This is a genomic window from Acinetobacter sp. LipI_19 (genome assembly GCF_058242925.1).
In genome coordinates this window covers 2,375,982-2,388,858 of record NZ_JBZAYK010000001.1, presented here as the reverse complement: position 1 = coordinate 2,388,858, position 12,877 = coordinate 2,375,982, and the positions used below count along the sequence as shown (strand labels likewise).

At 40.0% G+C, this 12,877-nt stretch carries 11 protein-coding genes and 2 pseudogenes; 12 read left to right on the top strand and 1 reads right to left on the bottom strand.

Annotated elements, in window-relative coordinates:
- The first annotated feature begins 271 nt into the window (after positions 1-271).
- The 9 genes and pseudogenes from mdcA (at position 272) to madM (ending at position 7,568) form a co-directional block, all read left to right on the top strand.
- Positions 272-1,951 carry a malonate decarboxylase subunit alpha gene (gene mdcA / locus AC4CVF_RS11750; protein WP_336954130.1) on the top strand — a complete coding sequence of 560 codons (1,680 nt, stop codon included), beginning with the start codon at positions 272-274 and terminating at the stop codon, positions 1,949-1,951.
- Complete coding sequence (locus tag AC4CVF_RS11745; RefSeq protein ID WP_490789494.1) at positions 1,951-2,829, top strand: triphosphoribosyl-dephospho-CoA synthase; 879 nt, start codon at positions 1,951-1,953, stop codon at positions 2,827-2,829. Before mdcA ends, AC4CVF_RS11745 begins: the two co-directional genes overlap by 1 nt.
- Positions 2,829-3,128 (top strand): malonate decarboxylase subunit delta, encoded by a 300-nt coding sequence (locus AC4CVF_RS11740; protein WP_419820624.1) that lies wholly within the window; start codon positions 2,829-2,831, stop codon positions 3,126-3,128. Before AC4CVF_RS11745 ends, AC4CVF_RS11740 begins: the two co-directional genes overlap by 1 nt.
- Entirely contained in the window at positions 3,121-3,972 is an 852-nt protein-coding gene (locus AC4CVF_RS11735) for a biotin-independent malonate decarboxylase subunit beta (RefSeq protein WP_336954127.1), read from the top strand. The genes AC4CVF_RS11740 and AC4CVF_RS11735 overlap by 8 nt, the downstream gene beginning before the upstream one ends.
- Entirely contained in the window at positions 3,969-4,799 is an 831-nt protein-coding gene (mdcE, locus tag AC4CVF_RS11730) for a biotin-independent malonate decarboxylase subunit gamma (protein WP_490789493.1), read from the top strand. The genes AC4CVF_RS11735 and mdcE overlap by 4 nt, the downstream gene beginning before the upstream one ends.
- Positions 4,799-5,398, top strand: coding sequence for a malonate decarboxylase holo-ACP synthase (locus AC4CVF_RS11725; RefSeq protein WP_336954124.1), 600 nt, complete (start codon positions 4,799-4,801; stop codon positions 5,396-5,398). The genes mdcE and AC4CVF_RS11725 overlap by 1 nt, the downstream gene beginning before the upstream one ends.
- A gap of 9 nt (positions 5,399-5,407) precedes the next feature.
- Positions 5,408-6,340: a malonate decarboxylase subunit epsilon gene (gene mdcH, locus AC4CVF_RS11720; protein ID WP_419360159.1), complete on the top strand. Its 933-nt coding sequence runs from the start codon at positions 5,408-5,410 to the stop codon at positions 6,338-6,340.
- A 55-nt stretch (positions 6,341-6,395) separates the two neighbouring features.
- Positions 6,396-6,812 carry a malonate transporter subunit MadL gene (gene madL, locus AC4CVF_RS11715; RefSeq protein WP_336954121.1) on the top strand — a complete coding sequence of 139 codons (417 nt, stop codon included), beginning with the start codon at positions 6,396-6,398 and terminating at the stop codon, positions 6,810-6,812.
- A pseudogene (gene madM / locus AC4CVF_RS11710) lies at positions 6,805-7,568 on the top strand (malonate transporter subunit MadM). The gene madL and the pseudogene madM overlap by 8 nt, the downstream one beginning before the upstream one ends.
- Positions 7,569-7,628: 60 nt before the next feature.
- Here madM and AC4CVF_RS11705 read toward each other — a convergent pair.
- Entirely contained in the window at positions 7,629-8,546 is a 918-nt protein-coding gene (locus AC4CVF_RS11705) for a LysR family transcriptional regulator (RefSeq protein WP_336954118.1), read from the bottom strand.
- 207 nt (positions 8,547-8,753) lie between these two features.
- Between AC4CVF_RS11705 and AC4CVF_RS11700 the strand changes: the two are divergent.
- The 3 genes and pseudogenes from AC4CVF_RS11700 to AC4CVF_RS11690 all read left to right on the top strand — a co-directional run bounded on the left by AC4CVF_RS11700 (position 8,754) and on the right by AC4CVF_RS11690 (position 12,681).
- Positions 8,754-9,888: pseudogene (locus tag AC4CVF_RS11700) on the top strand (IS3 family transposase).
- 37 nt (positions 9,889-9,925) lie between these two features.
- Entirely contained in the window at positions 9,926-10,306 is a 381-nt protein-coding gene (locus tag AC4CVF_RS11695; RefSeq protein WP_490789926.1) for a transposase, read from the top strand.
- 311 nt (positions 10,307-10,617) lie between these two features.
- Complete coding sequence (locus tag AC4CVF_RS11690) at positions 10,618-12,681, top strand: alpha/beta hydrolase (protein WP_490789492.1); 2,064 nt, start codon at positions 10,618-10,620, stop codon at positions 12,679-12,681.
- Positions 12,682-12,877 lie beyond the last annotated feature (196 nt).

Here is a 12,877-nt window from a genome sequence, read left to right as displayed (position 1 = left end):
TACGTGGCTAAAATTATTAAAAAAATCTTTGAAAAATAAATACTTAAATAAGCACTTTATTCTGAATAAATAGGTTGAATTAAAATACTTTTATAAAAAATAAAATAAATGGGCTGTTTCAAACTTCGAAATTAAGTCATGAGTATTGAGTCTATTTTTGATGTTTTTATATTAACTTAAAGTTAATGAACTCTTATTGAGGTTGATTGATCAAAATCTAAGAAAAAGCTTTTATAGATTCAAAGCAAAATACAACATCAGGATAAGTCACATGGAAGGATCAGTTCAAAACAAAGAACGTGTCTGGAATACACGTCGACACGCAAAACAACTCAAAGTTGATATGGCACGTAAATATACCGATGGGGTGGTTATACCTACACAGGACATTATCAAGGTCTTGGAAACTTTGATTACGCCAGGCGATCGTGTCGTTCTTGAAGGGAACAATCAAAAACAAGCTGATTTTTTATCACGTTCACTGGCACAAACCAATGCTTCGGTTTTGTATGACTTACATATGATCATGCCCAGTGTTGGGCGTCCAGAGCATCTAGATTTATTTGAAAAAAGGATTGCCCGAAAACTGGATTTTTCATTTGCTGGGACACAGAGTTTACGCATCAGCCAGTTAATCGAAGATGGTTTATTAGAAGTCGGCGCCATTCATACTTATATCGAACTCTATTCGCGGTTATTGGTTGATTTAATTCCCAATGTTGTATTGTCAGCAGGCTTTATGGCTGATCGCCATGGCAATATTTATACAGGCCCAAGTACTGAGGATTCACCTGCTTTAATCGAACCTGCTGCATTTAGTGATGGCATTGTTATTGTTCAAGTCAATGAATTGGTTGATGACGTACAGGATTTACCACGGGTAGATATTCCAGCATCGTGGGTTGACTTTGTCGTGGTTGCGGATAAGCCATTTTATATTGAACCCTTGTTTACACGTGATCCCAAACATATTAAGCCTGTGCATATATTAATGGCAATGATGGCGATTCGGGGAATTTACGAACGCCACAATGTGCAATCACTCAATCATGGTATCGGGTTTAACACGGCTGCGATTGAATTGATTCTACCAACTTATGGTGAGTCATTGGGACTAAAAGGCAAAATCTGTCGAAATTGGACACTCAATCCGCATCCTACACTCATTCCTGCTATCGAAACAGGTTGGGTGGAAAGTGTGCATTGCTTTGGTACTGAGTTAGGGATGGAAAAATATGTTGCTGCTCGTCCAGATATATTTTTTACAGGTCGTGATGGCTCATTAAGGTCCAACAGGATGATGTGCCAGCTTGCGGGACAATATGCAGTAGATTTATTTATTGGTGCAACTTTACAAGTTGATGGTTCTGGACATTCTTCTACAGTTACCAAAGGACGCTTAGCTGGTTTTGGTGGTGCACCGAATATGGGACATGATCCGCGGGGTCGTCGACATGCCACACCCGCATGGATGGATATGCGTCCTACTCAGGTAAATGAGACTGATACCTTTTTGGCACGTGGTAAAAAGTTGGTGGTACAAATGGTGGAAACCTTTCAAGAAGGTGGCAAACCTACTTTTGTAAATACGCTTGATGCTGTGGATGTTGCGAAAAAAGCAGGAATGCCACTCGCTCCAATTATGATTTATGGAGATGACGTTACCCATTTGTTGACTGAAGATGGTATTGCGTACCTATACAAAGCCAGCAGTTTACAAGAACGTCAAGACATGATTGCCGCCGTTGCAGGAGTGACTGATATTGGCCTCAATCATAATCCAAAAACTACGGAACGCTTAAGACGAGAAGGACTGGTTGCATTTCCAGAAGATTTAGGTATTCGTCGTACTGATGCCACACGTGAGTTATTGGCCGCTAAAAATATTGCTGATTTAGTCACTTGGTCAGATGGTTTATATCAACCGCCTGCAAAATTCAGGAGTTGGTAATGAATGCCTATGTTCAATCATACTCACAACAACAATGTGCATTGTTGGCAGATTTAGCTGTAAATGCATTGATTGCCGAAGTTAATTTAACGCCGAAGCCTGCGTTGGTTGATCGACGTGGTAGCGGAGCACATGATGACTTAAGCCTAGTGTTGATGGAGCAATCTGCGTATAGCTTAAGACCTATGTTTTTACAAATGGCACAAGCTGCATTTCTACATGCTGACTGTTTGCAGACTTTACGAGAAGTGATTGGTGCAATAGGACGCGCTGGTGAAGTAGCAATGCTCGAAACCACATACGGTGTAAATACGCATCGTGGTGCAATTTGGGCTTTGGGGCTTTTGGTCACGGCGACAGCGCTAGCAATACATAATCAGTATTCTCTTTATGCTTATGATTTATGTAAGGTTGCTGGAAAAATTGCAAAATTAGAAGATAGGTTGATTCCTCTACAACAGTCAAGCCATGGGCAACAGGTACAGCAAAAACTCGGTATAAAAGGAGCTAAAGCTCAAGCACAAGAGGGTTTTCCTGCGATTGTCGAGCATGCATTACCTCAACTTCACTACAGTCGAAAGATTTCTGGTAACGAGCTTGCTGCTCGAGTTGATGCCTTATTGGCTTTGATGAGCATTTTGGACGATACCTGTGTACTGTACCGTGCAGGGCGAATTGGGCTAAGCCGTATGCAAAAAGGTGCACGTTATGTACTTCGTTGTGGCGGATATGCAACTGTTGCAGGGCAATCTGCGCTGAATTTTTTAGAAATGGATTTAATGCGACTTCGTGCTTCGCCAGGTGGAGCAGCAGATTTACTTGCAGCAACCTTATTTTTGGATTGGGTTGAGCATAATCTTAATGAGGAAGGAACGTAATGGAAATACTCAAATTTGAATTTGTTGCTGGCTCAGCACCAGGTAAGCAGGTATTGGTGGGCTGTGTGGGTTCAGGAGACCTTGAAATTTTAATGGAACCTAATCTGGCAGGAAAACTTTCAATCGCAGTGACAACTTCAGTCGATGGCAGTGAACAACGCTGGAAAAATGTATTTGAACGTATGTTTACAGAGCAAACTCCGCCAGCAGTACATATTGAGATCCATGATTTTGGCGCAACACCAGGGGTTGTACGTTTACGTTTAGAGCAAGCTTTTGAGGAGGTGAACTGTGGCTAATTTAGAAATCTTACTGAACAAGCAAAGCTTTATCGAACTAGGTGCACGAGAACGTGCTAAAGCTTTACTTGATCAGGGAACCTTTCGAGAGTTACTTGATCCCTTTTCAAGAGTGATGTCACCGTGGCTGATCCAACAAAATATTGTACCGCAAGCAGATGATGGTGTAGTGGTTGCGAAAGGCTATTTAGAAAATCGTCCTGTGGTTGTTGTGGCAATTGAAGGTGGTTTTCAGGGGGGAAGCTTAGGTGAAGTCGGTGGAGCAAAAATTGCGAGTGCGCTTGAACTTGCTGTTGAAGACAATCAAAAGGGTATTCCAACTGCAGCTATTTTGTTATTGGAAACAGGTGGTGTTCGTTTGCAAGAAGCCAATCTTGGGCTTGCTGCAATCGCCGAAATTCAAGCCGCTATTGTTGCGTTAAGACAGTATCAACCTGTTGTTGCCATCATAGCTGGGAGTGTTGGATGCTTTGGCGGAATGTCAATTGCCGCTGCATTGTGTAGTTATTTGATCATGACTCAAGAAGGTCGCTTGGGATTGAATGGTCCACAAGTCATTGAGCAAGAAGCTGGTGTGAACGAGTACGATTCAAAAGATCGCCCATTTATTTGGAGTATTACTGGTGGCGAACAGCGAGTAGAAACAGGTTTAGCTGATGCTTTCCTCGAAGATGATCGTGAGCAGATTAAGCAACACATTATCGACTATTTGGAACAAGGCATTCCGCAACTTCATCGTAGTTCAAACTATGCGTTCTATTTGCCAAAACTTCAGCAGCTTGCAACGGAACAACAAGCAACCCCACAAAATGTACTGGATACATATCGAGGAGAACAGGTATGAATATGGATGTTCGTTCAGTGAAAGCCTCTCTTCGAGGTGAACACCGGTTTATTGCACTGAGTGAAGGTTTTCAGCAACAAACACAATATAGCAAATCTGTTTGGGTGGCTGATGGTCTATTGGGTGATCAGCCTACTCGTTTGATTGTAGTAGTTGCAAATACGGAGAACCAATTCCCTCGCGCACGTGCAGGCGAAGTCGGTTTATTGGAAGGTTGGACTTTGGCAAAAGCGGTAGATGAGGTGATACAAGTAGATCAGCATACCACTCAGAAACGCGCGATTGTTGCAATTGTTGATGTACCAAGTCAGGCCTATGGACGACGTGAAGAGTTATTCGGCATACATCAAGCCCTTGCCGGTGCAGTAGATAGTTATGCGCGTGCTCGGCTAGCACGACATCCTGTGATCAGCTTGTTAGTGGGCAAATCCATGTCAGGGGCATTTTTAGCTCATGGTTTTCAAGCCAATCGTATTTTTGCACTCCATGATGATGGTGTCATGGTTCATGCCATGGGTAAAGAGTCGGCAGCTCGTGTCACACTTCGGACTGTAGAAGAGTTAGAAAAATTGGCAGCCAGTATTCCACCAATGGCGTATGACATTCAAAGCTATGCCACGCTAGGATTGTTGACAGCATGTCTTGATGTTGAAAATGCGGATCAGCCTACAGCAAATGATCTGACCCATGTAAAACAGGTGATCACACAAGCAATCACTGACATTCAACAGCAAAACTCGACTGGGCTAGAGCAACGTTTGAATGGTGAAAATAGACAAATGTCAAAGCGTGTACGTGAGTTAATGCGTGCACAGTGGTCGATCTAATGCAGCCACAGGCACATGATCTCCTCTGGGGGCTGACAGAGCAATATCTTCCTTTGGATGTGCCAGATTGGGTGAGTCATGTGATTCAAAGTGGCGATCCTGTAGTAGTTCGTCGTGCAGTTTGTGTATCAGGGATGATTCCTGTTGGGGTTCGGGGGCGGCAAAAATCCCAACGTTATGCTTTGATGATGCCTGAGCAGCAAATTGAAAAATGCATAAAGCCTGAACAACTTTGTAAGTTGGGAGTTTCGCAATTTCCGCATTGGGCAATGCAAATTCTGCACTTACAAATGCAGATGAACGTGCTTTTGTTGCCATGGGGCTACACGGGCAGTATGGGGTTCGAGTTAGCCACGGGGCGTAAAACTGTGACTGCACAGAGCGATCTCGATGTACTGATTCGTACGCCTAAAGATTTGACTAAAGCGCGAGCTTTGAAAATATGGCAACAATTGCAACTGACGGGTTTGCCCTTGGATGTTCAGTTACAAACGCCTTTGGGTGGTGTGGCATTAAAAGATTGGGTGAGAGCAACAGGGAAGGTCCTACTCAAACGCAACCAAGGTGCTGTTTTAGTCAATAACCCTTGGCAAGGATAAGGCAAGTCAATGAGTTCGATTTGGGTGTTTCCGGGGCAAGGTGCGCAAAAGCCTAACATGTTACATGACCTACCTCAGATAAAGTCGGTGCATCAATATCTTGAGCGTGCATCAGATATTTTGGGTCAGGATGTGTTGCTTCTAGATCAGCAAGCAGCTTTACAGTCGACTTATGCAGTACAACTTTGTCTTTATATCGCGGGTGTGGTCAGTGGACATTTATTGTCTGAACAGCAACTCAAACCTGATTATGTTGCTGGACTCTCAATTGGTGCATGGGCCGCAGCTACAGTTGCGGAAGTACTCAGTTTTGAAGATGGTCTAAAGCTGGTTGCTCGCCGGGCAACCCTAATGCAAGACGCATATCCGACAGGATATGGAATGATGGCATTGATTGGGGCGGATAAAGCCAGTGTAAGCGAGTGGGTAAAGGAGGTGCAGCAAGATCAACAAGATGTATTTGTTGCCAATATCAACTCTGTAAACCAGATCGTGATTTCAGGAGTAGACATTGCGATGCAACATGTCGCTGACATCGCACGCCAAAAGGGTGTGTTGAGCAAAAAGCTGAGCGTAGCAGTCCCATCGCATTGTGAGCTATTAAAGAACCAAGCTGAAGCTCTTGATGCTGAGGTTAAAAAAATCAGCACAGGTTCACCAAAAATTCGTTATTTAAGTGGGACGACTGCACGGCTACTGGTGCATCAGGACCAAATTATCGATGACATCACATTTAACATGAGCAGAATGATTGATTGGGAAAGTACCGTTCAATCTGCATGGGAAAGAGGAGTACGCTTACAAATCGAAGCATGGCCAGGAACTGTGCTGACAGGTTTGGCAAAAAAAATATTTACAGATGGAACCGTCATGTCTTTTCAAGGAACACGTTTAGATACGTTAATCGTTGAAATGCAAAAGGAACGCGCTCACACGTTTTAGTCAAAATTTAAAGCAGTGAACGGACAAAAATGTCAAAGGAAACAAGGAATTTATCATGATTATATATGGAGTTGGTTTGCTTGCACTCTGTACACTGGTTGGTGTCGTTGTAGGTGATATGTTGGGCGTATTATTTGGCGTAAAATCTAATGTTGGTGGTGTTGGTATTGCCATGATTTTACTTATTTTTATTCGTATATGGATGGATAAGCGTGGTCTAATGACCATAGAAACTGAAAAAGGGGTGGTATTTTGGGGAACCATGTATATCCCGATTGTGGTTGCAATGGCAGCACAACAAAATGTGATTTCAGCAGTTTCAAGTGGGCATATGGCAATTTTTGCTGCCGTCGCCACTGTTATCGTTTGCACCCTCACAATTGCAGGTCTGAGTCATTATAAAAAAGGTGAGCCTCTTCCAAAAGAAGAAGAGTTTAATTTGGCAGAGTTAGGAGGCAAAGCTCATGGCTGAAACGATTTTAAGCGGTTTAACTCATCTTGGATTAGTCACTGCATTTGCTCTAGTCGCATTGATTATGTGGCTCTCTACAAAGCTTTCTAAATATTTGACCAAAGGGCGAGTACATGCATCTGCAATCGCAATTGTGATTGGTTTAATTCTGGCTTATGTCGGTGGTAGTGTCACAGGCGGTCAAAAGGGTATCACCGATATTGCATTATTTGCAGGTGTTGGTTTGATGGGGGGGCAATGCTGCGTGATTTTGCAATTGTTGCGACTGCATTTGAAGTGCAAGCATCAGAAGCAAAGAAAGCAGGCTTTATTGGTGTCCTCGCACTATTTTTAGGCACGATTTTACCATTTATCGTAGGGTGTATTTTTGCATGGTTATTTGGTTATCGTGATGCAGTCAGTATCACTACCATTGGTGCAGGTGCAGTGACTTATATTGTTGGTCCTGTTACGGGAGCTGCAATTGGTGCAAGTTCAGAAGTGATGGCTTTATCTATTGCGACAGGCTTGGTTAAAGCAATTTGTGTGATGGTGTCTACTCCAATGACTGCCAAATTTATGGGCTTAGATAATCCTCGTTCTGCTATGATTTTTGGTGGCCTTGCAGGAACTGTGAGTGGTGTATCCGCAGGTTTGGCAGCAACAGATCGCCGTTTAGTTCCATATGGTGCATTAACTGCAACTTTTCATACAGGATTAGGTTGTTTGATGGGACCTACAATTCTATACTTATGTGTCAAACTACTGGTCGGCTAAAATCCACCGTGTAAAATTAAAAAAGGCAATTCTCCTGACAAGGTGAACTGCCTTTATTTTTTAGTGTCGCAGCTTTTTGGTAAACATTCGGCATTCAGCGATCAGAGCCAGTAAATTTGGATCACGTTCTTTACTTTTTAAAAATACCAAGCCAATCTCTTGCTTAATTTTATAAGAAGTGTGTAGTGGGATAAGTTTGACGGAACTTTCATAAATGGTAGAAATACGTCCTGGCAATAAAGCAAACCCAACCCCCGAGCTGACCATACTAATCAAGGTGAATATATCACTGACTTCTAAGAAAACTTTTGGGTCAATTCCTGCTTTCTCAAAAATAACATCACTATCACTGCGAGTAGCAAACCCTTTTGCTAAGGTCAAAAAAGTTTCATTTTTAAGAAGACTTAAATCAATTTCTGGATATTGGGCATAAGTTGAATTTTTATTGACTGCTAAAAAAATTTCATCTTCAAACATAGATAAATGTTCAAAAACTTGATCTTGCGTCGTCTCATTGAGTGCAACAATAATCGCATCCAGTTCGGTCGCCTTAAGTTTTTTAACCAAGTCACGATTAGAACTTAATAACAGTTGAATATCCAGTTCACCGCGACGTAGTTTTAAACCACTGATCACACTTGGTAAAGTATTGACTGTTAACGAGTAGAGCGAGCCTAGATTGAGTACTTTAGCAGCAAAGCCTGCTGCTTCACGAGTTTTATTTACTGTGATGACAATATCTTGCACAATTTTTTGTGCGTGTTCTTGTAAAACATAGGCACTTTTTAATGGAATAAGTAGACGCCCTTCATTTTTAAACAGAGGGCAATGCAATGCACTTTCTAAGGAATGTAGGGCTTTGTGTACACTGACATTACTGAGGTCCATTTCAGCAGCGGTCTTAGATAAACTACCACAACGCATAAAAGCGAGAAATATCTGGATTTTTTTTAAGGTTAACTCTTCATCAATTTTCATTTCACAAATCCATTTTTTATTGAATATTATAGATAAAATTGATTGTCAATGATGTGTTTGGTTATGACAAAAATACAAAAATTTATATGCTGATGGAACCACAACACTGAATACCCACTGATTTTTTAGACACCTTTTAGTTGTATGTGGACTGCCACCACTCTCCTAGAAAAATTTAGTCTATTTTTTTTCATAGAAGAGAACCTTATGAGTGGACAAAGATATACTCCAGAGTTTAAAGATGAAGCTGTTAAATTGATTACCGAATGTAGATATTCTGTCCCAGATGTCGCAGAACTTTTAGGTGTATCACAGTACAGCACTTATAAATGGCTAAAGGCTGTACAACCCTTAAGCAACAATTCAGATAAACATGTACTACTCGAAGCAAAGAAAGAGATTCTCCGCCTGAAAAGTCAGCTTAAACAAACTGAAGAAGAGCGGGATATCTTAAAGTGAAAGCACTGCTTTCACGCCGCTTTGCATGACTGCCCGAGTAAAGTATCAGTTTAACCTTGAATACAGCCATCAATTTAAGATTAAAACGATGTGTCAGGTTCTTAAGATTGCGTGTGTTGGCTATTTATGAACCTGAATCAGGCAGGACAATTGAAGATAAGAGGCTATTACAACTGATACGCTCTTCTTATGATACTAGTTATGGTATCTAGGGTTATCGTCGCATCACGCTGGATCTTAAAGAGTTAGGTGAAAGCTATGGACCTAATCGTGTGCTGAAGATCATGAAGAAAAATAGTATTGTCGCTGTATGAGAATATAAAAAACATAAGAGTTATGGCTGTAGCCGTTCTCAGATTGTGCCACCAAATCACTTAAATCGAGAGTTTGTTGTAAACACGCCTGATACCTCTTGTGTAACTGATATAACTTATATTCGCACATGACAAGGCTAGTTATATCTAGCTGTGTTTTTTGATTTATATTCAAGGAAAGTGATCGGTTGGTCAATGAAACCTAGTCTAGCCAAGGATACCGTTTTGGATGCACTTCTTATGGCAGTGTGGTGACGCAGGCCTAAGGTACCTGTAATTATACACTCAGACCAAGGCTCACAATACAGCAGTGGGGACTGGCTGAAATTCTGTCAAAAGCATAATTTAGTTCCTAGTATGAGTCGTCGCGAAAACTGCTGGGACAATGCCGTTGCTGAATCTTTTTTAGCAGCTTGAAGAAGAAAAGAATTAAAAAGAGAATCTATAAAACTCGAGAAATGGTCCGTGCAGATGTGTTTGATTATATGGAGATGTTTTACAGTCGAATCAGACGTCATTCGCATCTTAATGGGATGAGCCCAGAAGTATTTGAGGTAGCTTCAAAATGAGGCTGTCTCATGTCTAAGATACTGGAAGGTACAAGCGATCATTCACTGTAAAACTCAGCAAATACTAAGTTTATGTATGAGCAGAGGCGCTGTACATGACTTTGAACTGTTCAAACGCAATCTGCATTTAGTTTCAACAAATTCATTTATTCTTGCAGATAAAGGTTACCAAGAGATTTATGCTATATATCCCAATAGCCTTTTACAGTGCAAGGCTAAAAAACGTAGTGAATTAGATCCTTTGCTAAAAATATATAATCGAGAAATTAATAAAAAAAGAATAGAGATTGAGCATGTATTTGGTACATTAAAAACTTTCAAAATCCTTGCAGAGTGTTATCGAAATAGAGGGAAAAGACTTGGCTTAAGGTTCAATTTGATTGCAGGTATTTATAATTTAGAACTGAGTAAAAAGTGATTTATGAAAGAGGTCTAGTGAACACAGAATCAGAATATAAATATATGCAATGGCCAGTTTAATAAGTTTACCGAATTAGCACATCGGTCTACCTAAACGGCTGCTTAAATTCTTAAGGTTTAGGTTTTTTCGATTTTAGAGTATTGGGTTAACAAATTCTGATCGATCTAATTGTCTATAATTTGGATTTGTTGGATGATTTCTTTTTTTACAGAACTGTGCTGCTCATCACTAATTTTCATTATTTCTACTTTTTTGGCACCTTTTTTGCTGAAGGTAAATACATCATTTAAGTGAAAGATGAGAGTGAAATGAAAAAAAGGTACAATTTAATACTACTGGCTATTTCAAGTTTTCTTCTATTTGGCTGTGGTTCAAATAATGATAACTATAATGGTCCTGTACAAGGCACAGCCTTAGTAGCCTCAGCAAATAAAGATAGTTCTGCAAACACCTCTACTAAGTTGGATGCCTCATCCGAGATCAAGAGTAAAAGTATCTTTGGTGAGGATAAACGCTTTATAGAACGAACTGCTGATGTTAATGGAGAGGCAAAATATATTTCGTCTCCTGCAATTGAGTACAATTTTGGGAATTTAATTGTTAACGGAAAAGGTGATTGGCGTGAGTATGGTCAGCCTGTTCAGACGAAAACAAGTGATGTACGAATTGTACCTTTTCATGGGTGGGTCCGATATCCACAGAGTAACTTAAATAACAGTACAAAAAAGTTTCCAATCATTATTTTTCTACATGGGCAGCATGTTACTAGTGATCCAAGCTATAAAGGTTATGATTATTTGGCAAAAAGTTTGGCAGAGCAGGGATATGTTGTAATGTCCATTGATGCCAACGATATCAATGGAACAGGTGGAGATTCATCTTCTCAGAGTCGTGGTCAGCTCGTTTTAGGTACATTAGATAAACTGGAACAATTGGATCGTTTTGGTGGAGCAGGGTTATTAACTGAACTTAAAGGAAAGCTGGATTTTAATAGTATTGGTATAATGGGACACTCCCGCGGTGGCCAGGGAATTTATCTTGCTATCAAGTTTAATACATCTCGTTTTGGTAATGATATCAATATATTCAAACAAGCCTTATTAAGTAATCCTAAAAATTTTAGAAATTTTCCAGATTTAATTGAGGCGGCAAAATCTGATAAGGAAGACAAGTTGCTTGAGCTGATGCTTGCAAAAAATATTAGCTTTTCAAAAACAACCGATTCAATCAAGCCCTATAACTTTAAAGCAGCCTTTGCGTTGGCACCTACAGATTTTGAAGAAATTAAAGGAATTACCAATGTTCCTGTTGCAACACTATTACCATCTTGCGATGGGGACGTTTCAAACCTACAAGGTGTAAATAATTATGATAATAATAGATTTAGTATGAAATATGATACAGCCCCTAAATTTCAAATACTTGTACGTGGAGCAAACCATAATTTCTACAATACAACTTGGTTGTATGATGATTATTCAACAGGGCAAGCTGCGTATAGTGATTCGTCATATTGTAATGCAAGTCGCCCTGATACAGTGCGATTAAACCCTGTAGATCAACGTAATATGGGGCAATTTATCATTAATAGCTTCATGCGTTACTTTGTTGGAGATGAAAAACAATTTAAATCCTACTGGAACGCTGTGGGTCAGTTGCCACAATCAGCTTGTCCGAAAGGCGATGAAACATGTGATGAGAGAGCGATTTTAACTTTGCAGAAGAATGGTAGTAAATTGATTCAGCGTTTTGAAGATGATAATGCATTGAGTACTAATTTGTTAGGTGGATTGAATAAATTTTCAGGTTTCTTACAGAATGGAATTGTTTCTTGTAAGTCTTATATTGGAAGAAAGGATCTAGATAAAAATCTGAAATGCTCTAATCCCGATGTTCCCAAATTTTATCAGGAAGCTGAATCCTACACGGGTGGATTGGTTTCATCTCCAGATCAACTGCAATTGTCGTGGGAGAAACCTAACCCTGTATATAGTCTTTCATTAAATAATCTTTCAACTCAGGGTTATGACAGTTTGACTTTTCGAGTGGCATTACCAGTAGATGTAGGACAAGAACTGAATGTCGAATTGACAGATTTAAATGGTAAGACCGCTACAGTTACAGCAAGTGATTTTAGTGATGCTTTTTACACCATCCCAAGGAAAAAAATGAATGGTATTCCTCTCCTTAGCGCAGAAGGTGATGATTTTTATAAAGGTAAAACTGCGGAAGCGTTAAATATGGTCAGTATTCCTCTTAAAGCGTTTAAGGGAATTGATCCTCTGTTTTTAAGTAAGCTGAGTTTCAGTTTTCCTAAATCAAATGGAACAGTTGTAATGAATGACATTCAACTACAGAAACTAAGGGATTGATAGATACCTTTGGACACCAATGACGAAGAAAAAAGCCAATGCTAGCCATTGGCTTTTTTCTTTTTGAGTGAAATTGATGTTTAATTTAAAATTTATTTATCGAAGCTATATCTAATCATGGTTGATGTAATCGTTTTATAGAATAGTGTTGTATTTTAAATATGTATTTCGTGATTTTATTATTTAATATTTTAAG

Excerpts from the sequence above, each read along its gene's own strand:
- mdcA (WP_336954130.1), top strand. The coding sequence starts at position 272 with ATGGAAGGATCAGTTCAAAACAAAGAACGTGTCTGGAATACACGTCGA.
- AC4CVF_RS11745 (WP_490789494.1), top strand. The coding sequence starts at position 1,951 with ATGAATGCCTATGTTCAATCATACTCACAACAACAATGTGCATTGTTG.
- AC4CVF_RS11740 (WP_419820624.1), top strand. The coding sequence starts at position 2,829 with ATGGAAATACTCAAATTTGAATTTGTTGCTGGCTCAGCACCAGGTAAG.
- mdcE (WP_490789493.1), top strand. The coding sequence starts at position 3,969 with ATGAATATGGATGTTCGTTCAGTGAAAGCCTCTCTTCGAGGTGAACAC.
- AC4CVF_RS11725 (WP_336954124.1), top strand. The coding sequence starts at position 4,799 with ATGCAGCCACAGGCACATGATCTCCTCTGGGGGCTGACAGAGCAATAT.
- mdcH (WP_419360159.1), top strand. The coding sequence starts at position 5,408 with ATGAGTTCGATTTGGGTGTTTCCGGGGCAAGGTGCGCAAAAGCCTAAC.
- madL (WP_336954121.1), top strand. The coding sequence starts at position 6,396 with ATGATTATATATGGAGTTGGTTTGCTTGCACTCTGTACACTGGTTGGT.
- AC4CVF_RS11705 (WP_336954118.1), bottom strand. The coding sequence starts at position 8,546 with ATGAAAATTGATGAAGAGTTAACCTTAAAAAAAATCCAGATATTTCTC.
- AC4CVF_RS11690 (WP_490789492.1), top strand. The coding sequence starts at position 10,618 with ATGAAAAAAAGGTACAATTTAATACTACTGGCTATTTCAAGTTTTCTT.